28 protein-coding genes are annotated in these 24928 nt (G+C 63.5%); 11 read left to right on the top strand and 17 right to left on the bottom strand.

The window, feature by feature from the left end:
- The 6 genes from DOD19_RS18975 to DOD19_RS18950 are packed head-to-tail and all read left to right on the top strand — an operon-like array spanning window position 1 to window position 4662.
- Complete coding sequence (locus tag DOD19_RS18975; RefSeq protein WP_112187297.1) at window positions 1-486, top strand: hotdog family protein; 486 nt, start codon at window positions 1-3, stop codon at window positions 484-486.
- A complete protein-coding gene (locus DOD19_RS18970; protein ID WP_112187295.1) occupies window positions 483-1220 on the top strand; it encodes a 3-ketoacyl-ACP reductase FabG2 in 738 nt (245 codons plus the stop codon). Before DOD19_RS18975 ends, DOD19_RS18970 begins: the two co-directional genes overlap by 4 nt.
- Entirely contained in the window at window positions 1220-2446 is a 1227-nt protein-coding gene (locus DOD19_RS18965) for a beta-ketoacyl-ACP synthase (protein WP_112187293.1), read from the top strand. Before DOD19_RS18970 ends, DOD19_RS18965 begins: the two co-directional genes overlap by 1 nt.
- The gene (locus DOD19_RS18960; protein ID WP_112187290.1) at window positions 2446-3690 is read left to right on the top strand and encodes a beta-ketoacyl synthase N-terminal-like domain-containing protein; all 1245 of its coding nucleotides are present in this window, start codon (window positions 2446-2448) and stop codon (window positions 3688-3690) included. The genes DOD19_RS18965 and DOD19_RS18960 overlap by 1 nt, the downstream gene beginning before the upstream one ends.
- A gap of 51 nt (window positions 3691-3741) precedes the next feature.
- Window positions 3742-4176, top strand: coding sequence for a hypothetical protein (locus tag DOD19_RS18955; protein WP_112187287.1), 435 nt, complete (start codon window positions 3742-3744; stop codon window positions 4174-4176).
- A gap of 48 nt (window positions 4177-4224) precedes the next feature.
- Window positions 4225-4662, top strand: coding sequence for a hypothetical protein (locus DOD19_RS18950; RefSeq protein ID WP_024977578.1), 438 nt, complete (start codon window positions 4225-4227; stop codon window positions 4660-4662).
- Between the two features lie 44 nt (window positions 4663-4706).
- Here the strand turns inward: DOD19_RS18950 and DOD19_RS18945 are convergent, their stop codons facing one another.
- The gene (locus tag DOD19_RS18945; RefSeq protein WP_112187285.1) at window positions 4707-5435 is read right to left on the bottom strand and encodes a class I SAM-dependent methyltransferase; all 729 of its coding nucleotides are present in this window, start codon (window positions 5433-5435) and stop codon (window positions 4707-4709) included.
- Between the two features lie 153 nt (window positions 5436-5588).
- Here DOD19_RS18945 and DOD19_RS18940 point away from each other — a divergent pair, with 153 nt between their 5' ends.
- Complete coding sequence (locus DOD19_RS18940) at window positions 5589-6848, top strand: NAD(P)/FAD-dependent oxidoreductase (protein WP_112187283.1); 1260 nt, start codon at window positions 5589-5591, stop codon at window positions 6846-6848.
- Between the two features lie 46 nt (window positions 6849-6894).
- Here the strand turns inward: DOD19_RS18940 and DOD19_RS18935 are convergent, their stop codons facing one another.
- From DOD19_RS18935 to DOD19_RS27555, 13 genes are all read right to left on the bottom strand, one after another.
- On the bottom strand, window positions 6895-7638 hold the full coding sequence (locus DOD19_RS18935) for a YoaK family protein (RefSeq protein WP_024977575.1): 744 nt from the start codon (window positions 7636-7638) through the stop codon (window positions 6895-6897).
- Window positions 7639-7705: 67 nt separating this feature from the next.
- Window positions 7706-8665: a flagellar hook-associated protein FlgL gene (flgL, locus tag DOD19_RS18930; protein WP_024977574.1), complete on the bottom strand. Its 960-nt coding sequence runs from the start codon at window positions 8663-8665 to the stop codon at window positions 7706-7708.
- A gap of 67 nt (window positions 8666-8732) precedes the next feature.
- Window positions 8733-10670, bottom strand: coding sequence for a flagellar hook-associated protein FlgK (gene flgK, locus DOD19_RS18925; protein WP_112187281.1), 1938 nt, complete (start codon window positions 10668-10670; stop codon window positions 8733-8735).
- Window positions 10671-10785: 115 nt separating this feature from the next.
- The gene (gene flgJ, locus DOD19_RS18920) at window positions 10786-11871 is read right to left on the bottom strand and encodes a flagellar assembly peptidoglycan hydrolase FlgJ (RefSeq protein WP_024977572.1); all 1086 of its coding nucleotides are present in this window, start codon (window positions 11869-11871) and stop codon (window positions 10786-10788) included.
- Between the two features lie 16 nt (window positions 11872-11887).
- The gene (locus tag DOD19_RS18915; RefSeq protein ID WP_024977571.1) at window positions 11888-13021 is read right to left on the bottom strand and encodes a flagellar basal body P-ring protein FlgI; all 1134 of its coding nucleotides are present in this window, start codon (window positions 13019-13021) and stop codon (window positions 11888-11890) included.
- Window positions 13022-13031: 10 nt separating this feature from the next.
- Window positions 13032-13784, bottom strand: coding sequence for a flagellar basal body L-ring protein FlgH (locus DOD19_RS18910; RefSeq protein WP_024977570.1), 753 nt, complete (start codon window positions 13782-13784; stop codon window positions 13032-13034).
- Between the two features lie 32 nt (window positions 13785-13816).
- Entirely contained in the window at window positions 13817-14599 is a 783-nt protein-coding gene (gene flgG / locus DOD19_RS18905) for a flagellar basal-body rod protein FlgG (RefSeq protein WP_112187279.1), read from the bottom strand.
- Between the two features lie 40 nt (window positions 14600-14639).
- The gene (gene flgF / locus DOD19_RS18900) at window positions 14640-15377 is read right to left on the bottom strand and encodes a flagellar basal-body rod protein FlgF (RefSeq protein WP_024977569.1); all 738 of its coding nucleotides are present in this window, start codon (window positions 15375-15377) and stop codon (window positions 14640-14642) included.
- 45 nt (window positions 15378-15422) lie between these two features.
- Window positions 15423-16631 (bottom strand): flagellar hook protein FlgE, encoded by a 1209-nt coding sequence (gene flgE, locus DOD19_RS18895; protein WP_024977568.1) that lies wholly within the window; start codon window positions 16629-16631, stop codon window positions 15423-15425.
- A 54-nt stretch (window positions 16632-16685) separates the two neighbouring features.
- Window positions 16686-17342 (bottom strand): flagellar hook assembly protein FlgD, encoded by a 657-nt coding sequence (locus DOD19_RS18890; RefSeq protein ID WP_024977567.1) that lies wholly within the window; start codon window positions 17340-17342, stop codon window positions 16686-16688.
- 28 nt (window positions 17343-17370) lie between these two features.
- A complete protein-coding gene (flgC, locus tag DOD19_RS18885) occupies window positions 17371-17778 on the bottom strand; it encodes a flagellar basal body rod protein FlgC (RefSeq protein ID WP_024977566.1) in 408 nt (135 codons plus the stop codon).
- 199 nt (window positions 17779-17977) lie between these two features.
- Entirely contained in the window at window positions 17978-18433 is a 456-nt protein-coding gene (gene flgB, locus DOD19_RS18880; protein WP_024977565.1) for a flagellar basal body rod protein FlgB, read from the bottom strand.
- Window positions 18434-18438: 5 nt separating this feature from the next.
- Window positions 18439-18603: a hypothetical protein gene (locus DOD19_RS27555; protein ID WP_160169394.1), complete on the bottom strand. Its 165-nt coding sequence runs from the start codon at window positions 18601-18603 to the stop codon at window positions 18439-18441.
- Window positions 18604-18854: 251 nt separating this feature from the next.
- Here DOD19_RS27555 and flgA point away from each other — a divergent pair, with 251 nt between their 5' ends.
- The 4 genes from flgA to DOD19_RS18860 all read left to right on the top strand — a co-directional run bounded on the left by flgA (window position 18855) and on the right by DOD19_RS18860 (window position 22191).
- Complete coding sequence (gene flgA, locus DOD19_RS18875; RefSeq protein WP_112187553.1) at window positions 18855-19712, top strand: flagellar basal body P-ring formation chaperone FlgA; 858 nt, start codon at window positions 18855-18857, stop codon at window positions 19710-19712.
- Window positions 19713-19833: 121 nt separating this feature from the next.
- Window positions 19834-20154, top strand: coding sequence for a flagellar biosynthesis anti-sigma factor FlgM (gene flgM, locus DOD19_RS18870; protein ID WP_024977563.1), 321 nt, complete (start codon window positions 19834-19836; stop codon window positions 20152-20154).
- Window positions 20155-20554: 400 nt separating this feature from the next.
- Complete coding sequence (locus tag DOD19_RS18865) at window positions 20555-21016, top strand: flagellar protein FlgN (protein WP_004631399.1); 462 nt, start codon at window positions 20555-20557, stop codon at window positions 21014-21016.
- Window positions 21017-21474: 458 nt separating this feature from the next.
- Window positions 21475-22191 (top strand): response regulator transcription factor, encoded by a 717-nt coding sequence (locus tag DOD19_RS18860; RefSeq protein WP_080693687.1) that lies wholly within the window; start codon window positions 21475-21477, stop codon window positions 22189-22191.
- A 125-nt stretch (window positions 22192-22316) separates the two neighbouring features.
- On the opposite strand, the gene DOD19_RS18855 is transcribed toward DOD19_RS18860, so the two are convergent.
- The 3 genes from DOD19_RS18855 to DOD19_RS18845 all read right to left on the bottom strand — a co-directional run bounded on the left by DOD19_RS18855 (window position 22317) and on the right by DOD19_RS18845 (window position 24766).
- Window positions 22317-23378, bottom strand: coding sequence for a porin (locus tag DOD19_RS18855; RefSeq protein ID WP_112187277.1), 1062 nt, complete (start codon window positions 23376-23378; stop codon window positions 22317-22319).
- A 258-nt stretch (window positions 23379-23636) separates the two neighbouring features.
- Complete coding sequence (locus DOD19_RS18850) at window positions 23637-24365, bottom strand: GntR family transcriptional regulator (RefSeq protein ID WP_024977560.1); 729 nt, start codon at window positions 24363-24365, stop codon at window positions 23637-23639.
- Between the two features lie 110 nt (window positions 24366-24475).
- Entirely contained in the window at window positions 24476-24766 is a 291-nt protein-coding gene (locus DOD19_RS18845) for an H-NS family nucleoid-associated regulatory protein (RefSeq protein WP_024977559.1), read from the bottom strand.
- Between the last annotated feature and the right edge of the window lie 162 nt (window positions 24767-24928).

Raw genomic sequence — 24928 nt, 5'->3', positions numbered from 1 at the left:
ATGACTGATACCGAAGTGAGGGCTGCTTCCCCCTTGGCCCCCATCGAATCGATCCTGCCGCATCGCGGCACGATGTTGCTGCTCGCAGGCGTCGAATCCTGGGATGACGAATTTCTTGCGGCGGTTGCACATGTCGACCCTGCCGCCTGGTATGCCGACACCCGCGGCAACATGCCCGCGTGGATCGGCATCGAGCTGATGGCGCAGGCCATTGCCGCACATGTCGGCCTGCTTTCGACGCGCGCTGGTCAACCAGCGCGGCCCGGCGTGCTGCTTGGTTCGCGCAAGTACGAGGCCAGCGTTCCCGCGTTTGAACAAGGCAAGCCGTTGCGCGTGGAGGCACGCGAGCTGTTGCGAGGTGCCGAGGGTCATGGCGCGTACGAGTGCACAATCAGTGCGGGCGGACAGCCCCTGGCCAACGCCATCATCAAGGTTTACCAGCCGACCGATTTTCAAGCATTCATCGAAGGGAGTCTCACGATATGAGCCGCCGTGTTCTTGTGACGGGCGCAAGCCGTGGCATCGGCCGCGCCATCGCCTATCAGCTCGCATCCGACGGGTTTGACGTCTCGGTGCATTGCCGCAGTGGCCGCAACGAGGCCGATGCCGTTGTCGCCGGTATCCAGGCGCAGGGTGCGAATGCAGGTAAGGCCCGCGTGCTCCAGTTCGATGTACGCGACCGCAACGCCTGCCGTACGCAGCTCGAGGCCGACGTCGAAGCGCACGGTGCCTACTACGGCATCGTTTTGTGCGCGGGTGTCACCCGCGATGCCGCCTTCCCCGCCCTGACGGACGAAGACTGGGACATCGTGCTCGAAACCAGCCTGGACGGTTTCTACAACGTCCTGCACCCACTCACCATGCCAATGGTGCGTGCTCGCAAGGGGGGGCGCATCGTCACCATCGCATCGGTCTCGGGCGTGATGGGCAATCGGGGGCAGGTCAATTACAGCGCGGCCAAGGCCGGGCTCATTGGTGCAACGAAGGCCCTGGCAGTGGAACTGGCTTCACGCAACATCACCGTCAACTGCGTAGCCCCGGGTCTGGTCGAAACCGAGATGCTGTCCCACGTCGAACACCTGGACCACGCACTCCAGACGGTACCGATGCAGCGCGTCGGCCAGCCAGCCGAGGTGGCTGCGGTGGTGGGCTTTTTGATGTCGGATGCGGCGTCGTACGTCACGCGCCAGGTCATCGGTGTCAACGGCGGGATGATCTGATGAAACGGGTTGTCGTCACCGGCATGGGCGGTGTTACCGCCCTCGGCTCTGAGTGGAGTGAAATCCAATCGGCCCTCGAACAGGGCCGCAATGCCGTTCGGCGTATGCCGGAGTGGGATTACTTCGACACGCTGCACGCGCGGCTGGCGTGCCCGCTGCCGGCCTTCACCACACCGGCGGAGTACCCACGCAAGAAGACCCGTTCAATGGGACCTGTCTCGGTGTACGCCGTGCGCGCAAGCGAGCTGGCCCTGGCCGATGCAGGCTTGGCGGGAGACACCTCCATCGCCGATGGCCGCATGGGCGTGGCGTATGGCTCGTCGTCAGGCTCGGTGCAGCCCATCCGCGCGTTCGGCAACATGCTGGACACGGGCTCGATGCAGGGCGTCACATCCAACAGCTACGTGCAGATGATGCCGCACACGACGGCGGTCAACGTCGGGCTGTTCTGGGATTTGAAGGGCCGAGTCATTCCCACATCGTGCGCGTGCGCATCGGGCAGCCAGGCGATCGGCTATGCCTATGAAGCCATCGCGACCGGCAAACAGACGATGATGCTGGCCGGCGGCGCCGAGGAACTGTCCGCACCAGCCGTGGCCGTATTCGACACCCTGTACGCCACCAGCACGCGCAATGATGAGCCGCACCTCACGCCTCGCCCGTTCGACAAAGCCCGCGATGGTTTGGTCGTGGGCGAAGGCGCAGCCACGCTGGTGCTGGAAGACTACGACCACGCCCGCGCGCGCGGCGCGCGCATCCATGCCGAGGTCGTCGGTTTCGGCTGCAATTCCGACGGTGTACACATGACGCAACCTACCGCGGCCACCATGAGCCAAGCCATGCGCCTGGCGCTGCAGGATGCACGCCTGCCGCAGGACGCCATCGGCTACGTCAACGCGCACGGCACATCCACAGACCTCGGTGACGTGGCCGAGAGCCTGGCCACGGCCGAGGTCTTCCGCCCCACGATGCCGATCAGTTCGCTCAAGAGCTATATCGGTCATACGCTGGGCGCATGCGGCGCCATTGAAGCGTGGTGGACCATCGAGATGATGAAGCGCAACTGGTACGCGCCCACGCTCAACCTCGAGAACGTCGACCCGGCCTGTGCACCGCTCGACTACATCGTCGGCAGCGCGCGCACCCTTGATACCGAGCACGTGATGAGCAACAACTTCGCGTTTGGCGGCATCAACACGTCGCTGATCTTCAAGCGCGCTGCCTGATGTCGCTTAGCACTTCGCGCCCCTTGGCTGCACCGGAACGCGTGGTCGTGACGGGCCTGGGTATCGTAAGTTGCCTGGGTAACACGCTGGATGGGGTTTCTGCGGCGCTGCGCGACGGCCGCTCGGGCCTCTCGCACGTTCCGGCCTGGCAGGCGCTGGGGCTGTCGAGCCAGGTCGCAGGCTTGGCCTCAGTTGAGGGCGCTCCGCCGTTTGCACGCAAGTTCGAACGCTTCATGGGCGAGACCGCGCGCATGGCGTGCCACGCGGCACGCAACGCCATCGGCGATGCTGGACTGGAATCGACGGCTCTGCAGACGCCGCGCGCGGGCTTGGTGGCAGGCTCCGGTAGCGGTGCATTGGCCGCGTATGACATCGCACTGGACGCCGTACGTGCGCGCGGCGTGGAACGGGCATCGCCCTATATCGTGCCGCAGGTGATGAGCAGTACGGTGTCGGCCAACCTTGCGCAGGTGTTCGGGTTTGGCGGCATCAGCTACTCACCGTCATCGGCGTGCACTACGTCGGCGCTGGCGATTGGTCAGGCTGCGCAATGGATCCGCTCAGGGCAGCAAGACATCATGCTGGCCGGCGGTGCTGAAGAACTACACGACAGCTATGCCATGTTCTTCGATGCCATGGGCGCGCTGTCGCGTGCACCGGCGCACGCGCCCGAGCGCGCATCACGCCCGTACGATGTGGCACGCGACGGCTTCGTGCTGGCTTCCGGCGCCGGCATGCTGGTGCTGGAATCGCTTACGCACGCACGCGCCCGTGGCGCCCGGATCTATGCGGAACTGACCGGCTTCGGGCAGAGCACCGACGTCGGCTCGATGGTATCGCCGCGTGCACCGGGCATTGCGCGTGCAATCCAGGGCGCAGTGGATGATGCCGGCACCCGCCCTGACTACATCAATACGCACGGCCCATCCACACCCTCTGGCGACGTGGAAGAGCTGCTTGCCCTGCAAACCGTATTTGGTACCGCCATGCCGCCGTTCTCATCCACCAAGGCCCTCACCGGACATCCCCCGGGGGCGGCGGGCGCGCAGGAAGCCATCTATACCTTGTTGATGATGCGAGACGGCTTCATTGCGGGTTCGACCGGTATCGAAACACTCGACCCCGCGGTTGTCGGCCTGCCGCTGGTGCGCCAATCGCGTGCCGCTCGCATCGAGCGTGCGCTATCGATTTCCTTTGGGTTCGGCGGCAGTTGCGCCGGGCTGATGTTCGACGCCGTGATCTGACACCATCCTCGGCGATTTTCTCAACGCAATAAGAAGACAGGAGTGCTCTCAATGAAGAAACAACTACTGCTGGCCGCCAGCGCGCTTGCCATGCTCACGCAGGTTGCACACGCGCGCACAGAAGTCATGACGTACCCGATCCAGCCCGTGCTGCAATCGCAGCAATTCGCCCCCGGCGTGGCGCTCTACTTCGGCAGCCAGGCGCACCCGGCAGTGGTGTCCAGCCTGGGTGAAGTCACGAAGTCGTCCCACCCGGCACGCAAGACCGCCACGGAGGTCGAAATCTGCAACGCCACGCTGGCCGATGCCCTGCGCCAGCTCGCAAGCGCCGCGCACGACCGTGGCGCCAATGCCGTCATCAACATCAAGACGTGGTTCCACTCGACCGAGAGCAACGACGTGAACAACTACACCTGCGGTGTCAGTGGCGTATCGGCGGCATTGCGCGTGAGCGGCGAGTTGGTCACGGTCGAGGCGGCCAAGTAATCGGCGTTCGTCGTCCGCACCCACTCACACTCGTTACAGGAGTCTGGAATGAAGCGTCACCTGATGCTGGCCGTGCTGTGCGTTGCCACGGTGAGCACCGCCGCGTTTGCCCGCAACGATGTCGAGGCGTACTCGCTCGATGCGGCCCTTAAGAGCGAAGGTTCCGACAAGGTGGGCAGCGATATCGCGCTCGTCTTCGCCGGCCAGAAGCACGCGGCGGTCGAGAAATCGATGGGCGAGATTGCCACCAACAAGAAGACCAATGGCGTCGGCCGCAGCGATGAAGCGGCGTGCCAGTATGTGTTCCTGTCTGCCGTGCTGGCGCTGCAGGAACGTGCGCGCCAGTTGGGTGGCAACGCGGTCATCAATATCAAGAGCAACTATAAGAACAAGCTGACCGAGAGCGCCACGGAGTTCACCTGCGGTTCGGGCGCGCTCATGTCGGGCGTTGCACTGAAGGGCGAGGTTGTAACCCTGAAGAAGTAGTGGCCAGCGGGCGCCGCCGGCCAGAGAGATCGGTCGGCGACCCCTCAGGCAACCAACTTGGTGGCGGCGACATTGACGAGCGTCTCGCGCCGCTTGCCCGGCTTCGGATGGTGCAAGCCCAGGCGTTCAAACAAGCCGAAATCCGCCGCCCTGCTCCACCAGAGATACGGTAGCGACACGTTACGTTGGTCAAAATCGAAACCGCCCGCACGCAGCATTTGCAGATACCCGTCCGCGCTCTTTTGCACATGCATCGGATGACGGAACAGCAACCGGATGACCCACGACTTGATATACGCGTCGGTCGATTCAGCGAACAGCAGCACGCCGCCTGGCTTCAATACGCGGCGGAACTCCGCCAATGCGCGCTCCTGTTCGACAAGATGATGAAACGTCTGGTGGCAGAACACGATATCTGCGCAGGCATCAGGCAAGGGCAGCGCCGCGCAATCGGCATGCAGGATGTCGACCGGCGTGCCGATGGCACGGGCCGCCCTACGGGACGCCTCCAGCGAAGGCGCATGGCAGTCCACCCCGACAATCCGTTGCGGGGCAAACGCTTGCTCCAACAACCGAAAGGAAATGCCCTGTCCGCACCCCACATCCACCAGGACCGGCGCGGCAGGCAGCGGTTTGGTGATCAGACGTTTGAGGTCATTGATTGCAACACGCAGCACATGGTGCTCCCACGTATACGTGCGCAGAAACCAGATGCCGAAGGCGGTTTCCGGAACAAACGATCCGATATGCGCAGGCGTTGAAGTGGTATCCATGGATGAATGGTGTTGGTCTGAAAATCAAAACGGGTTTTCAAGGCTGGCGCATTGTACCGACATCGATCGCCGGTTTTCAAAGCGTTTGGGAAGACGTAATCTCGTGCGTTATCTCGGCCGGCCGCGAAAAGACAACGAAAATCACAACCGATAATGCACACAACTACCCAAGCAATCGAAAAGCACGAACATGTTGACGTCGCCATCATTGGCGCGGGCCCTTCGGGCGCGGTAGCAGCAGCCTTGCTGCAGCGCGCCGGGCGCAATGTGCTGGTGCTCGAACGCCAGCACTTCCCGCGCTTCTCCATTGGCGAAAGCCTGCTGCCCCAAAGCATGGCCTACCTTGAAGCGGCGGGCATGCTGCAAGCGGTTGTGGAAGCAGGATTCCAGTACAAGAACGGGGCGTATTTCGTACATCAGGACAAGCACGCCTCCTTCGATTTCCGAGACAAGCATTCCGCTGGCTGGGGCACCACGTATCAGGTTGAACGCGCAGTGTTTGATCAAACACTGATCAAAAGCGCCGCCGAACAAGGCGCCGACGTTCGCTTCGGCCACACCGTGCGCACGATGCAGCCGGGCGATGCGCCTGTGCTGGAAGTTGAAGACGAAGCCGGGAACGCTTATGTCGTTCATGCCCGCTTCGTGCTAGACGCAAGCGGCTTTGGCCGCGTGCTACCGCGCCTGCTGAATCTTGAAGCGCCGACCCGCATGCCAACCCGTGCGGCGCTGTTCACGCACGTGCGCGACGCCTTGCCCGCCGGCAGCACCGATCGCGACAAGATCTGCATCGCCGTTCACCCCGAGCGGCGCGATGTCTGGTACTGGATGATCCCGCTGGCCAACGGTCGCTCGTCAGTCGGCTGCGTAGCCGAAGCGAGTTTCCTCGACGTGCCGGAGGCAGAGCGCGAAGCGACCTTGCGCAAGCTGATCCAGGCCGAACCGAATATCGCAGCGCTGATTGGCGACGCGCCGTTCCTCATGCCCGTGCGACAGATCGGTGGCTACGCGGCCAATGTAGAGCGCCTCTATGGGCCAGGCTATGCGTTGCTGGGCAATGCGGGCGAGTTCCTGGACCCGGTGTTCTCGTCAGGCGTAACGATCGCATTGCGCTCGGCGGACCTGGCGACGCGCGTCCTCGTACGCCAACTCAACGGCGAAACCGTCGATTGGCTTGCCGATTACGACAAGCCGCTACGCAAAGGCGTCGATACGTTCCGCGCCTTCGTCGACCGGTGGTACTCGGGCGAGCTACAGGACATCATCTTCCACCCACGACATTCTCCAGGCATCCGCCGCATGATCAGCGCCATCCTGGCGGGCTACGCCTGGGACGAAACGAATCCGTTCGTGGTCAATCCGGTGCGGCGCCTGAATACACTGCACGAGGTATGCCGGCGGGAAATAGGCTGAGGGGAGCGCCGCTGCGCACGCCCGGGCCGATGCAGCCCGGGCCCGTTTACCGACGACGCGCCAGCAAATCATCCACCACTGGCACAACGGCCAGCAGCATCAGGATGGACGCCAGCGGAATCGTGGCGGCATAACCCAGATACTTGAAGCCCAACGCGCCCGCCACGCCGCCCACGAAGAACATCCCCAGCAACGACGCCAACAGTCGCAGCTTGGGCCGATTGGCTACGACGGCCGGCAGGTTGCGGTGCCCGTGGTTCCAGTAGAGCGCCTTGCCCACTTCGATGCCGATATCGGTGGCCAGGCCGGTCACGTGCGTGGTGCGGATTTCCGCTTTCGAAATCTTGGTGATGATGGCGTTCTGCAGCCCCATCAGGAAACACAGCAGTGCCACGGTGGCCGGCACGAACACGACACGGTATTGCCCCAGCGATGTCCCCATCAGGCCGAACAGCAACAACAGCGCGGCTTCGAGCATGAGCGGCAACGCGAATTCGCTCTGCGTGCTGCGCCGACGGCCCCAGTTGACGAGCACCGCCGTGCAGGCGGCACCGCAAAGGAATGCCAGCAGCGAGGCGAAGCCGGCGAGCACAAGGACAATATCGCCCAGCACGAGCGAGTCGGCCATCGCCGAGACGATGCCGGACATGTGGGAGGTGTATTGCTTGACGGCGAGGAATCCGCCTGCGTTGGCGGCGCCCGCCACGAAGGCCAGCGACTGACCGAGGCGCCGGTTGGCATCCTCTGAGCGTTCCGGGCTGGTCAGGCGGCGAAGATACTGGATAGGCATGACCAGTCCTGACGGTAGGTTAGCCGACATGATACGCCGCGCCACCCCACCGTCTGCCCGCGACAGATCACGGATTGATGTACTGGAACAGCGACATGCCCTGCATTGCCGTGAACGTCTTCTGCGCGGCCTGCAGCGACACCTGCTGCTGAGAAAACTGCGAAATGGCGGTGGTGTAGTCCACCGATTGCAGCTTCGAGATCTGCTCCTTCAACTGCTCGCCGTAGTTCGAGCCGCTGCTGTTGAGCGTGGTGATCTGCGCTTGCTGCGTGCCCACCGTCACCTGCGCTTGCAGGGCGACCTGATAGGCGTTGTCCAGATTGCCCTGCGCCGTCTGCACGGCCTTTTGCAGGTTCGCGACGTCGGTGGCCTGGGTGGCCGCGCTGATCGGGGTCGACAGCGCCGAGATCAGGTTCTCGTACGTCTTGAAGATGCTCTGGTTGGTGTTCGGGTTGGACGTATCCGAGTTGGGGATGCGCACGAACACCGAATCGCCCGACACCGAATTCGGCATCGAAATGTTCTGTGACACCTGCACCGTGGGCGGCTGGCCGCTACCAACGTACTGCACGGAACCGCTGGTATTCGTGAAAGGATCGGTCGTGCCGTTGGCGCCGCCAAACAGGGCCACGCCTGCGGCATCGCGCTGGTTGGCCGTCGACAGCAACTGCTGGTACTGCTGCTTGACCTGCGCCAGCACACCAATGCGCTGCGAATCCGTCATCAGCGAGGTGTTGGCCCCCACCAATGTCTGCTTGCCCTGCTGCAGCGTGGTCACCAGGTTGGTCAGCGCCGAAGACACGTTGGTCAGACGCGCGTCGGTGGCGTCGCGATTGGCTTGGTATTGATCGTTGGCGTCCTGCGTTTGCTGCAGTTGCGCCATCTGACCAAACGCGCTGGGGTTGTCGCCCGCGCTGTTGAGCGCGATGCCGCTCGCAATCTGCTGCTGCAACGTGAGCAGGTTCGATTGCGTGTTCTGCATCGAAGCGGAAGACGCTGCAAAGAATTGGGCGGTACTGACTCGCATGATCGGTCCGGACGGTAGGGCTTTAGGACGTTATCGGCAGGCGGGGCGATTTCTTCAGCCGCCGCGATCAGCCGCCGGCTATCGACAGCAAGCTGGCAAACAGCGAATTGGCCGTCTGCATCACCTTGGCCGAGGCCTGGTAGGCCTGCTGATACTTCATCAGGTTCATCGCCTCGTCATCGAGGTTCACCCCGGAAACCGACTGCTGCTGTTGCGTGGAGCTGGCCAGCAGCGCCTTCTGCGAGGTCAGGTTGGTGCTGGCCCGGTTGGCCTGCACACCCACCTGGGTGACGAGGTTGTTCCACGCCGTGCCGATCGACGTCGTGCCGCCGTCAAGCAGGTTGCTGTTGCGCAGCTTGGCCAGCGCGCTGGCGTTGCCGTTGTCGGTGCTGTTGGCGGTGTTGGCCGAAATGGTGAACGTGTCGCCATTGCCGGGCGAGCCCGAAAGCGTCATCTGCACGCCGTTGAACGCATACGTCGCGCCCTGCGTGTACGGCGCCGTGCCGCCCGTGTACGTGGTGGACGTGCCGCCCGCCGTGACCGTCACACTGCCCGGGAACCCCGACAGCGAGCCGCCGACGGCCGAGCTGTACGTCAGGTTGATTGGCGAGGTGAGCGGCGAACCGGCATACGTGCTGTCCACGCCCAACGACGACACCGTGGCACTGCCCGTGTTGTTGCTGCCCTGGTTGAGCACCACGGGCGAGGCCGCGGCCACGTTGTGGTAGTCGGTGGTGAGCGTCTGCATGGTGGCGGCCGCGTTGGCGGTCGGACGCACCAGGAAGGAATCGCCGCTGTTCATCGTGCCCGACAGGTTCAGCGTGACGCCGTCAATCGTGGTCGGCCAGCTCGACACCGTTACAGAGGCGGAGCCGTCCGGATAGTGCGAAACGGTGTAGGCGCCGCCCTGGTACTTGACCTGATAGTCGTAGCCTTGCCCCGCATTGGCGTTGGTGATGCTGGCAGTAAGCGTGCCGCTGCCGGTATTGTTGGTGCTGGGTGCAACGCTCGGGCTGGCCACGGAGAAGAGGTCCGTGCCCATCTTGCCGTTGGCGTCCATGCCGAGCTTGTTCTGCGCATTCACGTCGGCCGCCACGGCCGTGGCCAGGCGGCCCAGGCTGTTCTGCGCCGGAATGAGCGTGTTGCTGCGGAAGTCCATCAGGCCGCCCAGCGCACCGCCGCCGAGCTGGCTGTCGTCGATGTTGACCGTGCCGCCCGGGCTCTTGTACCCCACCGACAGTTGCGTCGGATCGTACTGCGATGGCACCGCCGTCAACTGGTAGCTCTGATTGCCCTGCACCAGCGCCTGGCCGTTGCCCACGTAGATGTTGAACTGGCCGTCGCCGGTCTGCACCACGCTCGCCTTGATCGACTGGTTGAGCGTCTGCACGAGCTGGTCGCGCTGGTCACGCAGGTCATTGGCCGGCTGGCCGGTCGACGCTTCCGCCTTGGAAATCTGATCATTCAACGAAGCGATCTGCTGCGCGGTGCCATTGACCGAGCTGATCTGCGTCTGCACCTGCGTATTGACCTGGTTGCTGAGCGAACTCAGCTGCCCGGCAATCGAATTGAAGCGGCTTTGCAGGCCCGCGGCCGCGTTCAGGAAAACCTGGCGAGCGGTGGTATCCGACGGCTTGGAGGCCAGGCCATCGGCGGCATTGAAGAAACTGGTGAGCGACGAAGTCAGGCCGCTGTTGCTGTCCGACATGTACTTGCTCAGGCCCGACACCAGGCTGTTGAGCTGGTCGGCCGCGCTGGTCGAAGCCTGGCCGCTTTGTACCTGCGCAGTCAGGAACTGGTCGTAGATACGCTTGACTGTCGTGACATTGGCGCCCTGACCGAGATAGCCCACGCCGGCGTACAGCGGAATGTTTTCCGTCTGCACGGCTTCCTGGCGTGAATAGCCGGGGGTGCTGGCGTTGGCAATGTTGTTGCCGGTCACTTGCAGGTTGATATCGGCAACCCGCAGGCCGGACGCGCCAATATTCAGAAGGGAGCTGCTCATAGTTGTCTCGGTGCGGGCAGCATGACGCCGCCGAAATAAGCTCTAGAAACAACATCGGCCGGACAAGCGCAAACTTGAGCCGGCCGTCGTCGCCAAAATATGCTTCTTGGATCACTCAAACGATCTGCTTGAGCACCGCCATGATCTTGTGGGCGTAGTTCGGATCGGTGGCGTAGCCCGCGCGCTGCAAGCCCTTGGCGAACGATGCCGCGTCGTTGCCGTTGCCGGCCGCCACAACGTTGCTGTAGCGCGGGTTGTTGGCCAGCAGGTTGGCGTAGTCCTTGAACGCCTCGGCATATGAGCTGTAGGCGCGGAATTTCTCCTGGACCTTATGGGCGACGCCGCCAATGTATTCGGTGGTCGTCACCGTGGCGGTCTTGCCGGCCCACGAGCCACCGGCCTTGATGCCGAACAGGTTGTGCGTGTTCGTGCCGTCCTTTGCCTTGATCTCGCGACGGCCCCAGCCGGATTCCAGCGCGGCATGGCCGATCATGAAGTTGGCCGGAATGCCGGTTTCCTGCGCGGCCTGCGATGCGTGGCCGATCAGCTTGTTGTAGAAGCTGGTCATGCGCTCGCCGCGCGGCTCAGACGCCACCGTCGACAGGTCAACGTCGGGCGGCGCGCTCGGGGTCTGCGCCTGCGCGTCCGCCTGCTTGCGCAGGGCGGCCAGTGCACGTTGCACGCGTTCTTCCAAGCCCGGGCGCGGCACAGTGCTGATGCCCGAACCGTCGTCTTCCGTGCCTGGCGCGACGGCCGCGGCCATGCTGTTGAGCGACGAGCGGGCGATGGCCTTGGCGGCATCGCTCGTGGAGCCGGCAGCACCTGGCAGCGCGGTATTGGTGGCCGTCGTGTTGGACAGGGTGGTGTTCACCTTGCCGCCCGCATCCGGGTTCACATGCGTGGCCTGACGCAGCATCTGCTTCAGAAGCTGGTCTGCCACGCCCACGCCGCGCGAGGCCATGGTCTGCGAAAGCTGCTGATCGAGCATCGACGTGTACATCTTGCTCGACGACGAATCGAGCGGCCCGTTCTGCGGCGTTGCATCGCGCATCTGCTTGAGCATCATGTTCACGAAGATCGCGTCGAACTGCTTGGCGACGGTCTTGGCGGCGCCGGTCGGGTCCGTACGCGCCGTTTGCTTGAGCGACTCGAAACCCTTGGAATCGAGCGCCAGGCGGCTGGTGAGGTCGGTTTGGTTCATCGTGGCCTCCCCAGCGTCAGATGATTTCCAGATCGGCGCGCAGCGCATTGGCCGCCTTCATCGCCTGCAGGATCGAGATCAGGTCTTGCGGGTTGGCGCCAATCGCGTTGATGGCCTTGACCACGTCCGCCAGATTGGTGCCGCCCTTCACGTTGATAAGGCTGCCGCCTTGCTGTTTGACCTCGATGTTCGAGCGCGCTGCGGCCACCGTCTGCCCTTGCGAGAACGGCGCCGGCTGGCTCACGACCGGATCTGTGCTGATGGTGACCGACAGGCTGCCGTGCGCCACCGCGCAGGGCTCGAGCTTGACGAGCTGGTTCATGACCACCGAACCCGTGCGGGCGTTGATCACCACACGTGCGGCGGCCAGCGCCGGCGTCACGTCAATGTTCTGCAGCTTGGCCAGGAAACCGACGCGGTCCGACGCCAGGGCCGGTGCGCGCACGTTGACCGTGCGGCCGTCCGCGGCTTGCGCCGTATCCGAGCCGAACTGCTTGTTGATGGCCGTGACGATGTTCTGCACGGTGCCGAAATCCGTCGTGCCGGTATCGAGCTGGATACTGCCCGCCTCGCCCACCGTGGCCTGCACAGCGCGCTCCACCGTGGCGCCATTGGCGATACGGCCAGCGCCGAGCTGGTTGATCTGCACCTTGCTGCCATTGGCCGATGCGCCCGCGCCGCCAATCACCACGTTGCCTTGTGCCAATGCGTAGAGCTGGCCATCCACGCCCTTGAGCGGCGTGAGCAGCAGCGTGCCACCACGCAGGCTCTTGGCGTTACCGATGGACGACACCGTCACGTCGATGGTCTGGCCTGGCCGCACAAAGGCAGGCAGCGTGGCCGTCACCACCACGGCGGCGGTGTTCTTGAGCTGGATGCTCGCGCCGGCCGGCACATTGATGCCGAACTGCGTGAGCATGTTGTTGAAGCTCTGGACCGTGAACGGGGTTTGTGTGGTCTGGTCGCCGCTGCCGTCCAGGCCGACGACAAGGCCGTAGCCGATCAGCGCGTTGTCGCGCACGCCGGCAACGGTGGTCAGATCCTTGATGCGATCCGCGTGTGCCGTTGTCGGAACAACCGCCGAGATTGCGCTCAGTGCCACCAGGGCCGCGCCAAGGGTTCGATACAACCTCGTTCGATGCAAAGTCATGGCAGATCCCTTAGAACGGTGACACGGTCAGGAAGAACCGCGACAGCCAGCCCATCTGCTGCGACTCGGCCACATAGCCCGTGCCGCGGTATTCCATGCGTGCGTCCGCCACCTGGGTGGACAGCACGGTGTTTTGATTGTTGACGGTGGTCGGGTTGACCACGCCGGAGAACTTGATCGACTCGGTGCCCTGGCCAACGGCCATCTGCTTCTCGCCGCTGACCACCAGGTTGCCGTTGCCCAGCACTTCCACCACGGTCACGGTAATCGTGGCCGTGAAGTTGTTCTGCGCACCGTTGGCGCCCTTGCTGTCGAACTTGTTGGCGTCGCTGGCCGACACACCCAGCAGCGAGAGCACGCCAGCGTTCATGCCGGCGAAGGTCGGCACCGAAGCGCTCATGCTGCCCGTGCGGTTGACGCTGCCGGAGGTCTGCTTGCTGGCCGCCGTGTTCTCGGTGATCACGATCGTGATCGTGTCGCCCACCATGTGGGCGCGGCGGTCTTCAAACATCCCGCGGAAACCACCACTGCCCGATGCCACTTCCTGGTAGATCGCCCCGTTCTGGCGCGGCGCCATCACCGGCATCGGTGGGCGCGCGGTTGTCGGACCCTGCACGATCGGGGCCGGCGGCGGCAGCATGCCGCACGCCGTAGCGAGCAAGGCGGCCGTGCCGAGCACGGCCAATCGAACGACTCGAACAGCAGACACAGCGCGGCCGCTGTGCTTGCCATTCTGGAGCGAGTAAACCGGGGGGGTATGCATCGCACTACATCCTCAAAAACTGCGCCGTCAGCTCAAAGCTGAGACAGCTTCTCCAGCATCTGGTCCGACGTCTGGACCGACTTGCTGTTGATCTCATACGCACGCTGCGTCTGGATCATGTTGACCATTTCTTCCACCACGTTCACGTTGGACGTTTCAACGTAGTTCTGATTGAGCGCGCCCACGCCATTCGAGCCCGGGTTGGCCAGGTTGGCCGTGCCCGACGCTTCGGTTTCGGCGTACAGGTTTTCGCCCATGCTGCGCAGGCCGGCCGGGTTGATGAAGTTGGCCAACTGGAACGTGCCCACCTGCGTGTTGTTGACCGCGCCCGGCGTGGTGACCGTCACAACGCCGTCCTTGCCGATGGTCAGGCTGGTGGCGTTCTGCGGCACCGTCACGGCCGGCTGGACCGGGTAACCGCTCGAGGTCACGAGCTGCCCCTGCGCGTTGATCTGGAAGCTACCGTCACGCGTGTAGGCCAGCGTGCCGTCGGGCATCTGCACCTGGAAGAAGCCGTTGCCGTTGATGGCCACGTCGGTCGAGTTGCCCGTCTGCTGCAGGTTGCCCTGCGTGTGCAGACGCTCGGTGGCGACGATGCGCGTACCCGTACCGATCTGCATGCCCGAAGGCAGCGTGGTCTGCTGCGACGACTGCGCACCCGGCTCGCGCACGTTCTGATACAGCAAGTCTTCGAACACGGCGCGCGAGCGCTTGAAGCCCGTCGTGTTGACGTTCGCCAGGTTGTTCGAGATGACATCCAGCTGCGATTGCTGGGCGTCCATCCCGGTTTTGGAAATCCACAGGGAGCGAATCATGTTCGAGTCCTTGGTTGATTCAATTCATTGCGCCGGCCGTTCAGGCGTGGCGCAGCAGTTCATTGGCCGACTGGGCGTTCGTGTCGCTCGTGTGCAGCGACTTCATCTGCATTTCCAGTTGGCGCGAGATTTCGATCATGTTGACCAGCGAGTCGGTCAGGTTGACGTTGCTGCCCTCCAGCGCCCCGCCTGTCACACGAACTTTTTCATCCACATCGGCGTCCTGGCCGTCGCGCTGGCGGAACAGGCCGTCGGCGCCGCGGTCGATGTTCGACGGGTCGATGCTCACCAGCTTCAGACGGCCCAGCGACACGGGCGGCGTACGGCTGTCCGCGCTGATCGCGTTGACCGTGCCGTCCTTGGCAAACTGCACCGTGGTGTCGGGCGGCAGCGTGATCGGGCCGCCATCGCCCAGCACCGGCTGGCCGGAGAGCGTCTGGATCGTGCCGTCAGGACCGAGCTGGAACGTACCGGCGCGGGTGTAAGCCTCGCCGCCATCGGGCGTCTGCACGGCAAAGAAGCCTTGCCCGTCGATGGCCACGTCCAGGCTGCGGCCCGTGGTCTCGATCGGGCCAGGCGCGAGGTCCGTACCGATAGCCGATGCCATCACATAGCTGCGCGTGGGCGAGCCATCGCCTTGCACACCCACCGTATGGAACGCGTCGATCTGCGCCTTGAAGCCGGTGGTGCTGGCGTTGGCGAGGTTGTTGGCGCTGGCAGCCTGTTGATCGAACAGGTGCTTTACGCCAGTCATCGACACGTAGATCGAGCGGTCCATGCGAGTGTCCTTGGTGTGCGGTCAGTCAGCTTCTGGCAACGACGATTACATCGTCACCAGGGTCTGCAGGATGGTGTCCTGCGTCTTGATGGTCTGCGCGTTGGCTTGATACGAGCGCTGGGCAATGATCATGTTGACCAGCTCGGCAGACAGGTCCACGTTGGATTGCTCCACCGCCGACGACTGCAGCAGGCCGAACGAACCCATGCCCGGCGTACCCAGGTTGGGGGCGCCCGAGTTGGACGTTTCCACCCACTGGTTGCCACCGATGTTCTGCAGACCTTCCGGCGACTTGAAGTTGGCCATGGCAACCTGGCCCAGCGTTGCCGTGCGGCCGTTGGAGTAGCGCGCGGTGACGGTGCCATCGGTACCGACCGCATAGCTGGCCAGGCGGCCGGTGGCGTAACCGTCTTGCGTCACGCCCGGGGCGGTGTCGTTGTAGCCGCCGCCGTACTGCGTGGTGCCCGTGAAATCCATGCTGGCGATGCTCATGCCGGGGAAGGCCGTGGCGATCTTGCTCGGCGTGGAAGTCAGCTGGCCGCTGCTGTTGAACGTGAGCGACGTCACCGGGTTGCCGCCGGTCGGGTTGTTGCCGTCCACTTGCGAGTACACATCCCAGCCTGCGGCGGTGCGCACGTAGTAGTTGGTCAGCATGTGGGCCGTGCCCGTGCCGTCGTACACCTGTTCCGAAACGGAGTGGTTGAACGTGGCCGAGTTGGTGGGCGAGAACGGCGTGGTGGTCGGCACCGTGGCGGCGGCATCCAGGTTCACGCCGAACGCGGTGTTGGTGGTGGCCAGCGGCGCCAGGTCGTTGACGGGAATCTTCAGGTTGGTCAGCACGGCCGTGTTGACCTTGCCGGTGGAGTCCACACCGTAGCCGGTCAGATTCTGGCCGGTGGCCGAGATGATGAAGCCGTTCTTGTCGGTCTGGAACTGGCCGTTACGCGTGTACGACACCTGGCCGCTGGACGGGTCGACCATGCGGTAGAAGCCCGTGCCGTTGATGGCGATGTCCAGCGGGTTGCCGGTGTTTGTCACGTTGCCCTGCGTGAACGACTGCGACACCTTGGTCACGCTCACGCCCTGGCCGATCTGGTTGTCGGACGCCCCCACCAGCGAGCGTGCGTACACGTCGCCAAACTCGGCGGTCGATTTCTTGTAGCCGACAGTGTTGGCGTTTGCCACGTTGCTGCCGATCACGTCGAGGTTTGCAGAGGCGGCGTCGAGACCGCTCAGGCCTTGCTGGAATCCCATAGTGTTCTCCCGTAGAAGATAAAAGCGCGGGGTCTGCCCGCAGTTGACCCGTAATTACTGAATCGATGCAACGTCGGACAGCTTGGCGGTTCCGCCAGACGCCAACACCAGCTGCATCGTGCCGTTGTTGATAGTGACGCCGGCCACCTTGTCGATGCCCAGCGCGTTACCCGTGACCACCTTCCCACCCTGCGTGGCCGACACCTTGATGGAATAGGCACCGTCGGCGAGCTGGTTGCCCTTGTCGTCCTTGCCGTTCCACGTGTAGTTGCCACTGCCGGCCGCCATCTGGCCGAGGTCGACGGTGCGCACCGCCACGCCCGCGGCGTTCGTGATCGTGACGACGACATCGTCGGCGCCGTTGGGCACCGAGACGCCGAAGTTGGCAGCGCCCGAGGCCAGCGTCAGATTGTTGGTCGGCACCTGCACGGTGCGGCCGATCATCGACGACGCCTGCGTTGTCGCGTTCTGCGTGAGCATGCTCGACATCGTGGTGTTCAACTGCTGGATCCCGTTCACAGTGTTGATCTGCGCAAGCTGCGAGGTCATCTGCGAGTTGTCCATCGGGTTGAGCGGATCCTGGTTCTGCAACTGCGCAACGAGCAGCTTCATGAACGTGTTCTGCAGGTCGCCGCCGTTGGTGATGGCAAGCTGGTTGCCGGAGGTCGTGCTCGCGGCGCTGGTCGTGTTGGTTGTTGAGCTGACGGTCATGTTCGTGTCTCGCGATGAATAGAGCCGCTTACTGGCCCAGGGTCAGAGCCTTGGAGGCCATCGTCTTGGTGGTGTTGGCGACTTCCACGTTGGCCTGGTACGAGCGCGACGCAGAAATCATGTTGACCATTTCGTCCACCACATCGACGTTCGGCATGGTCACGTAGCCGTCGGCATCGGCCAGCGGGTTGCCCGGCTGGTGCATGCGCTTCATGGGGGTGACGGTGTCTTCGACCACGCGGTCGACCGACACGCCGGTGGCGTAATCGTCAGACTCCTGCACGGGCGAGAACACCACTTGCTTGGCGCGGTACGCCTTGCCGTCCGGGCCCGTCACGCTTTCGGCGTTGGCCAGGTTGGAGGCGACCACGTTCATGCGCTTGGACTGCGCGGTGAGCGCGCTGCCCGCTACATCCATCACCTTGAATAGCGACATGTTGATTCCGATGTCTTCAAACACTGTTGCCGGCATTGCTGCCGAACCGATCCGGTTGTTCTGTATGGCGGCTTGCTCCGGACCGATATTTCCCGGCCCGGAGCGCCACACAGTTCCCGCCCCTCTTTCGCCGCGCGTGATTGCTGCGCGGTCGTCTTAATGCCTGTCTGCTGCTCTTGCTGCTCTTGCTACGTCCGCGCTAGCTGTTCTGAATGGCCGCCAGCATCGACTTGATCTTCTGCGTCACGATGCTCAGATCGGCCTCGTAGCGCACGGTGTTATCGGCAAAGCGCATGCGCTCGCCATCCATGTCCACCGTATTGCCATCGATGGACGGCTGCTGCGACGTGCGGTACTGCACTTCGCCCTGCAGCGCCTTGGTCTGCTGCGACAGCGACGCCTGCATCAGCGACACATCGCCGGCCGGTGCGCCATCCACTGTCAGGTGGCCTGAAGCCGTTGCCGTCATCGGCAGGCTGTTACCGCTTTGCTGGCCGACCGCTTTCTGCAGCGCCGACTGAAAATCGAAGTCGCGCGCCTTGTAGTTGGGCGTATCGGCGTTGGCAATGTTCGAGGCCAGGATCTGGTGACGCTGCGAGCGCAAGTGCAGCGCCTGCTCCTGAAAACCGAACAACTGATCCAGCTTGTCGACCATGTCTGTCATTCCTTGCGCGTGGCGCCCTGGTTACTGCTGCCACCCGCCGGGGTTGCGTTCTGTATTGCGTGTTCCCTTCGGCCGGAGAACTCGGCATCAGCGGCCCCTTCAAAACCGCCGATGCCGTCTCCAAAACCGCTGAACCGCTTGTCTTGCTGAGTTGCCGTCATGCGACCTCAGTGGAAAAGACCTGTCTGCGAATCCGATATCTGGCCGAAGAACGAGCAACCTCGCCACCTACCGGGACAGGCTGTACGGCCAGGAACCGCACAACGCCAGGGACTTCACCACGTTGCAAAGTCTAGGGGCCGGTGTGCAAGACCATTCGTCCGAATAAGGGGGGGATTGGCCGACATTTCCGCATTTGGCGCTCGCGCACGCGTGGCTAAACTTCACCGGACTTTTGATGAAGGGGCTCTCCATGTCCACGCGGTTTGCACGCAGCGCGCACCACCCGACCCGACCTGCCGCCACGGCCATGCCGCTGGCTGGGCGCCAGCGCAAGCTGTTGTTGATCCTAGCGCTGGGCCTGCTGGCCAGCGTCGTGCACCCGATCCTGGCGCACGCACAGGGCATGGTGCGCGTCGGCTATCCGCCGATCCAAGCCGTGCAACAGCCCGCGCAGCCCACCACCATCCAGGGGCCGAACGCCATCCAGATGCAGATTCAGCAACAACTGCAGTCGCAACTGGACATCCTTGGCGGCACGAATGAGACGGGAGCGCCACGTGCGTCGGTGGAAGTCGGACCGGTAGATGCCCGCGTGGCCAACCAGCCCTGTGACCAGATCGACCTGATGCTCCCGGCGGCGAACCGCCTGCGCGGCCGTGTACAAGTGGGCGTGCGCTGCCGTTCGCCGCATGCCTGGGCGGCCTGGGTGCCGGCCACGATCCAGATCACTGGGACGTATTACGTCGCCTCGCACCAGCTCCCGCCGGGCAAGACGCTCGACATGGGCGATCTGGAAGCCCGGACGGGCGATCTTTCGATGCTGCCGGCCTCGGTCGTGCAGCAGCCGGCCGATGTGGTGGGGCGTGTACTGCTCACCAGCGTGGCCGCCAACCAGCCGCTGCGCGCCGAAAGCCTGCGCCTGCCGGTTGCCGTACAGGCAGGCCAGACCGTCAAGCTCATCGCCGAGGGCGGGGGCTTCCAGGTCAGCAGCGACGGTCGCGCCTTGAACCAGGCGGCCGTGGGCCAGGTGGCGCAGGTGCGCACCGCCAACGGCAATGTCGTTTCCGGCATTGCACAGTCTGCTGGCGTCGTGGCGATCCAGTTTTAAGACAAAATTGATAACGATTGATCACTTTTAACCGTGATGCGTTATCGATACCTGCCGCTAAAGTTTGAGCCGGGGTTGGCCGTTATGGGTGATAGGATGAACGCGCTCTTCGGAGACACCCGTGAAAATCAACCATATCGTGAACAACACGCCGGCCGTTGCGCCGACCAAGGACGCTGCGTCCGGGTCGACGCGCGCGACCGGCTCGTCCCCGGCCGCTACGACGGCTTCGGGCACCACGCGCCACACCGGCGATTCGCCGTCGCTGTCGGTCCAACAAGTCTCGCGCCAAGTGGGCAGCGGCGACTTCGACGCGGCACGCGTCGAGCAGATCCGCAGTGCCATTCAGAACGGCACGCTCAAGATGGACGCCGGCAAGATCGCCGATGCGGCGCTTTCCGACGCGCAATCGCTGCTCTCCACGCGATCCAAGAAGGTCTGACGGGGCTTTCCCGTCGTCCGTCCCCTGTATTTTCTGACGCCGCCGGTCCGAGGGTTTCCGACCCTCGACTGATCGCGGCGGGGCGGCGTGCCGGCCGGCGGCTGCCCAAGCTTCCCAGCCTGAGGTTCAGGGCCTATTCCCGTATGAAACGTGTGCGCGCAATGTCGATACGGGCTGTAGGGCTAGGCGCGACCGGCGCCGCTTGGCCAGCCAAGCAAGTCGGTCGCAACGACGCCATGCGGCCCGTATCGTCATTGCCCTCCGGGTTGGCCCAAGCGGGGGCCATCTGCTTTGTCGGCGCGTCTTGCAAAGGGAATCACCCTTTGCGGCGACGCCCTTCGCGCATCTGGCCCCCGCTTGGGCCAACGCGCGCACGTTTCATACGGGAATAGGCCCTACCATGGACAACACACTGCTGATCCGCACCCTTGCCGACGAGCAGGAACTGCTGCGCGCAGCCACCCTCACCCTGGATGCCGAAGCGCAGGCGTTGCGCGATGGCGACATGGTCGAGCTCGAACGCATTACCCAGACCAAGCAGAAGCAACTCGCCGCGTTGGGCGAGGCCGACCGTGACCGCCGCCTGTGGTGGGCCCAGCACGGCGGCGCCGATCCGTACGGGCTGGTCAAATACCTGCGCACCGATGAAACCGCCAGCCGCCTGTTCGACGAAAACCTGGCCCTGGCCCGCCTGCTGCGCCAGCGCAACATCGACAACGGCACCCTGATCGACCTGCGCCTGCGCGCCACGCAGAACGCGCTGTCCGTCCTGCATGCTGCCAACAACGGCGGCGGCACACCCTACGGCCGCGACGGCAAGCAACCGCTGTCGATGCCACGCTTCTCGGTCGTCGCGCAATAAGCCACTACAACACGTTTTTTGGGTACAAAAGCCCCGCTTTACGCTTACGTCAATGGGCGTGAAGTGGGGCTAGCTGCTGCTGTCTGATCCTGCTATCTATAGGGGGGTCTAGCACACCACCGATCGGGGTAAACAAAAAGGTTTACATCCCATTGATGGGTGCAACAAGCATGCTGGGGATTTATTCTGCGATTTTGGCGGGGTTAATCCTCCGCGCCTGGCGACATAAACAAGAAAAACCGGAAGGAAATTGCGCCTGAATGGCGTGCCAAGGTTTCGGCCCGGCGGCACCGCACTGCGGTGACTGCCGGTTGAACGGGGAATATACCGAGACCGCACGCCAGAAGCATTTTCCACAAGCACGGCTGCATTGATTTTGGACCCAGTGGTCCAAAAAGGCGCGGCAACAAGCTGATTCCGGAAATGGGCAAACAAACCATAACCAGACAGGCGGCGCAGTGAAATCAATCGTAGTGGAGGCACACCCTTTGGTGCGTGCCGGCGCGACCCACGTGTTGCAATCCTTGCCGGCCATTACCGAAGTGGTCAGCGTCGAGCCGGACGAAGCCCTCTTTGAAAATCTCGCGGCGCATGCGGACGCCGAACTGGCCCTGATCGGCCTGCCCTTACCCGGCATCGACGATCTGCCGGCCCTCTCCCGGCTATTGCAACAGCCGCATCCCCGGCATGTCGCCGTACTCGGCGAAACCGATTCCGCTGCGCACGTGCGTACGCTGATGCAATTGAATGTCTCGGCATATCTGCTGAAAAGCTATTCCGGCAAATTGATTGCAGCGGCATTGGAACTGGTGCTCGCCGGCGGCCGTTATGTGCCGGCGTCGATCGTGCTGACACGGCCTGAAGCCATTGCGGCAGGTTCTGCCAACGGTAATGACGATGGCGCGTTGCTCGGCCTGACGCAGCGGCAATATGAGATTCTCGTCTTGCTCTCGCGCGGGCATCCGGTCAAAACCATCAGCCGCATGCTGAGTATTTCCGAGGCGACAACCAAGGCGCATATCAACGCGCTGTATCGCCGGCTGGAAGTGCGCAGCCGTACCGAGGCCGTCTTCGTTGCCACGCAGCGCGGCGCCATGCTGCTGAATCATCCGAACATTGGAGCGGAGGCCTCATCGCCGCTCTCGCCGCCGTTGCGCCTGGCGCGCACAGGCTGACGCCGCCGCCCTTTCGGCTTTTCCGCACAACAAAAAACGGCGCCCGGACTCCGGACGCCGTTGCAAATGCCCGCCCACGCTGTCGAGACGGGGGCGGTGACAAGGAAAAGCAGAACGCGAAAGGCTTAGAACTTTGCGCGGATGCCTACACCAAAGGTGTCGGCCGTCGACAGGTCCGACACCTTGTCGCGGAAGTACGCCGCATACACATCGGTGCGCTTGGACAGCGAATAGTCGTAGCCCACCGCCCAGGTGTTGCGCTTCACGTCAGCCGCACCCGAGGTCTTCGTGTAGGCATACGATGCCAGCACGGCGCCCGGGCCCACCGGAATCGACACGCCCAGCTGGCCGCCGTTGCTCTTCGCGTCGCCGGTGCTGATCGTGTTCTTGATGTACTGGTATTGGCCGTACAGCTTGACCACGCCAAAGTCATACGTGGCGCCCAACTGCCCCGCCGTCTGGCGCGAGAAGCCTGCCACCAGGCTGTTCAGATCGCCAGGCGCGCCGTCGTAGCGCACCTGCTGGAACGCCGCCGTGGCCGCAAAATTGCCGCGGAAGTACAGCAGGCTGCCGCCCCACTTGTTCTGACCGTTGTGGCCGGCTTGCTCGCCCGCGCCGTAGATCAGGTTGGCCGTCAGGCCGCCCATGTCCGGCGTGGAATACATGATCGAGTTGTCCCAACCCGAATCCCCGACCAGACCCGAGATGCCCGCGGCGCCCGAACGGCCGTTGCCGAGGTAGGTGTGGAACACCATCGGCGAGAACGTGTACGAATCGATGAACGGGTTAAACAGGATCGTCGAAACGAAGTACGGCGGGGTGTTACGGCCGAGCTTGATCGAGCCCCAGCTGTTCGACTGCAGACCGACAAACGAATTACGTGCGAAGAAGTGGTCGCCATCAAAGCGGCCGGACTTGCCCGTATCGGGGCGGAAGAACGCTTCCAGGGTGAAGATCGCCTTCAGGCCATTGCCCAGATCTTCGCTGCCCTTCATGCCCCAGTACGACGTCGACATGCCGCCCGAATTGACACCCCAGGCGCGGTCCTGGCCCAGGTTCTTGGTGGCGCCCGCCCAGGCATCCACCTGGCCGTACAGCGTCACAGACGATTGGGCCTGCGCCGCGCCTGCGGTCAGGCCTGCGGCGGCGGCCAGCACGGCCAGCGAAAAACGTCGCTTGAGTTGCATTGTTGATTTCTCCCTCTTGGTTCCGATGTGTTGAATCGACTGAATCAGCGTTGAGGCGGCAGGTGGCTCAACCCGCTGCTGCTGAGATGGCGCCGTGAATGCAACAGCCGTGCCAATACGCTGTCGGCAAAGCGTCGCTTCACAAATAAATATGTTTTCTGGGGAAGGGGCGCAGACTAGCTTGAATACTTTAGGCGGACAAGTCCCCATCGCGGGGTGTGTGGCGCCGTTTCTGCACCGGTCTGGCGCAGTGCGCTTTCAGTCGTTTTGGAGCACGCGGATGTCGACTTCGCGCGTGTAGCGCTCAGGGGAAAAATCGCAGTAGGTGAGGGAGATCGGCACATCAGCCACGCTGTAGCCGATGCGTCGCACACGGACCAGCGGCACGCCGGCTTCCACGCCGAGCTGCGCGGCCTGGTGGGCATCGGCCACACAGGCCAGTGGCGCCTCGCGCGAGCGCGCGATGGTCAGATTGGCGCGCTGGAAGACCTGCACGAACAGGCGATCTTCAAAGTCGCGCGCCTCAAGCATCGCGGCCAACCGCGACGTCAGCCAAGTACGCAGCAGCATGATGGGTTGCCCCTCCACCTGGGCTCGGCGCTCGACAAACGCCACTTGCGCCCCCACCGCCAGGTCGAGCGCGGCGGCCACGGTCTCGTCGGCCAACTCCAATCGAAATGCGCTGACCGTATAGACGGCCCCCGGCACGTATTCCAGCGCAGCGTCGGACTGGCCTGGCGCGTACAGCACTGGCCGATGCGGCCCCACACGATCGAGCACCACGCTACGCTGCCCCCGCGAGCGCCGAAGCAGCCCGCGCGCCGCGAGTTCGTTCAGAGTCCGGCGCGCCGTCAAACGGGATACGCCGTAGCGCTGGGCGACTTCGTTCTCGCTGGGCGCGATGCTGCCCGCCGGCAAGGTTCCGTGCAGGATGTCGAGCCGAATGCGGTCGGCCAGTTCGAGGTATTTGGGCAGGCGGGGCGTCATGCCATTGTTATACAGGAACGATCATCACGCGCAGCAACGCAAATGGCCCACCGGGCGGGTGGGCCATTTGCGTTGCACGCTTGCGCGCGCGCCAGGCAGGGCCTGGAAGATCAGGCGATCAGGAATTTATCGCGGTTCTTGCCGATCCAGGCCGGGGCACGGCCGCGGCCGGACCACGTCGCGCCCGTCTTCGGGTCACGGTACTTGGCCGGCACCGGCGCCTTCGCACCAGCACGGCGGCCGCGACGCTGAGCCAAGCCCAGGTCTTCAGCCGTCAGGCCATATTCGACAACCGTCTGGCGCACTTGCTGGATAACCGCTTCCAGTTCCTTGGCACGCGCAGTTTCGATCTGCTCTTCGAGTTTGGCCTTTTGTGCAACCAATTCCTTGTATGTCGCCATATGCGCTCCCAATAAAGTCTGGTGTGAAATCTGGTGTGGACCAGATATTAGATCAATTGTATTCATAACTGAAATCAAATTTCAACGTTTTTGATCATGCCCCTTCAAACGCGCCACTAGGCCAAAAATCAACTCGTGGCACACCAGATGCCCAGGTTTCAA

This window comes from Ralstonia sp. GX3-BWBA (assembly GCF_003290055.1).
Classification (GTDB): Bacteria; Pseudomonadota; Gammaproteobacteria; order Burkholderiales; family Burkholderiaceae; genus Ralstonia; species Ralstonia holmesii.
This window is presented reverse-complemented; position numbering and strand designations above follow the sequence as displayed.

Coding starts and splice junctions, on each gene's coding strand:
- DOD19_RS18960 (WP_112187290.1), top strand. CDS start 2,446: ATGTCGCTTAGCACTTCGCGCCCCTTGGCTGCACCGGAACGCGTGGTC.
- flgJ (WP_024977572.1), bottom strand. CDS start 11,871: ATGAACCAAACCGACCTCACCAGCCGCCTGGCGCTCGATTCCAAGGGT.
- DOD19_RS18845 (WP_024977559.1), bottom strand. CDS start 24,766: ATGGCGACATACAAGGAATTGGTTGCACAAAAGGCCAAACTCGAAGAG.
- DOD19_RS18865 (WP_004631399.1), top strand. CDS start 20,555: ATGGACAACACACTGCTGATCCGCACCCTTGCCGACGAGCAGGAACTG.
- DOD19_RS18945 (WP_112187285.1), bottom strand. CDS start 5,435: ATGGATACCACTTCAACGCCTGCGCATATCGGATCGTTTGTTCCGGAA.
- flgB (WP_024977565.1), bottom strand. CDS start 18,433: ATGGTCGACAAGCTGGATCAGTTGTTCGGTTTTCAGGAGCAGGCGCTG.
- DOD19_RS18855 (WP_112187277.1), bottom strand. CDS start 23,378: ATGCAACTCAAGCGACGTTTTTCGCTGGCCGTGCTGGCCGCCGCCGCA.
- DOD19_RS18910 (WP_024977570.1), bottom strand. CDS start 13,784: ATGCATACCCCCCCGGTTTACTCGCTCCAGAATGGCAAGCACAGCGGC.
- flgE (WP_024977568.1), bottom strand. CDS start 16,631: ATGGGATTCCAGCAAGGCCTGAGCGGTCTCGACGCCGCCTCTGCAAAC.
- DOD19_RS18950 (WP_024977578.1), top strand. CDS start 4,225: ATGAAGCGTCACCTGATGCTGGCCGTGCTGTGCGTTGCCACGGTGAGC.
- flgL (WP_024977574.1), bottom strand. CDS start 8,665: ATGCGAGTCAGTACCGCCCAATTCTTTGCAGCGTCTTCCGCTTCGATG.
- DOD19_RS18965 (WP_112187293.1), top strand. CDS start 1,220: ATGAAACGGGTTGTCGTCACCGGCATGGGCGGTGTTACCGCCCTCGGC.
- flgG (WP_112187279.1), bottom strand. CDS start 14,599: ATGATTCGCTCCCTGTGGATTTCCAAAACCGGGATGGACGCCCAGCAA.
- DOD19_RS18915 (WP_024977571.1), bottom strand. CDS start 13,021: ATGACTTTGCATCGAACGAGGTTGTATCGAACCCTTGGCGCGGCCCTG.
- DOD19_RS27555 (WP_160169394.1), bottom strand. CDS start 18,603: ATGACGGCAACTCAGCAAGACAAGCGGTTCAGCGGTTTTGGAGACGGC.
- DOD19_RS18890 (WP_024977567.1), bottom strand. CDS start 17,342: ATGACCGTCAGCTCAACAACCAACACGACCAGCGCCGCGAGCACGACC.
- DOD19_RS18955 (WP_112187287.1), top strand. CDS start 3,742: ATGAAGAAACAACTACTGCTGGCCGCCAGCGCGCTTGCCATGCTCACG.
- flgC (WP_024977566.1), bottom strand. CDS start 17,778: ATGTCGCTATTCAAGGTGATGGATGTAGCGGGCAGCGCGCTCACCGCG.
- DOD19_RS18940 (WP_112187283.1), top strand. CDS start 5,589: ATGCACACAACTACCCAAGCAATCGAAAAGCACGAACATGTTGACGTC.
- flgA (WP_112187553.1), top strand. CDS start 18,855: ATGTCCACGCGGTTTGCACGCAGCGCGCACCACCCGACCCGACCTGCC.
- flgF (WP_024977569.1), bottom strand. CDS start 15,377: ATGGACCGCTCGATCTACGTGTCGATGACTGGCGTAAAGCACCTGTTC.
- flgK (WP_112187281.1), bottom strand. CDS start 10,670: ATGAGCAGCTCCCTTCTGAATATTGGCGCGTCCGGCCTGCGGGTTGCC.
- DOD19_RS18970 (WP_112187295.1), top strand. CDS start 483: ATGAGCCGCCGTGTTCTTGTGACGGGCGCAAGCCGTGGCATCGGCCGC.
- DOD19_RS18850 (WP_024977560.1), bottom strand. CDS start 24,365: ATGACGCCCCGCCTGCCCAAATACCTCGAACTGGCCGACCGCATTCGG.
- DOD19_RS18935 (WP_024977575.1), bottom strand. CDS start 7,638: ATGCCTATCCAGTATCTTCGCCGCCTGACCAGCCCGGAACGCTCAGAG.
- DOD19_RS18975 (WP_112187297.1), top strand. CDS start 1: ATGACTGATACCGAAGTGAGGGCTGCTTCCCCCTTGGCCCCCATCGAA.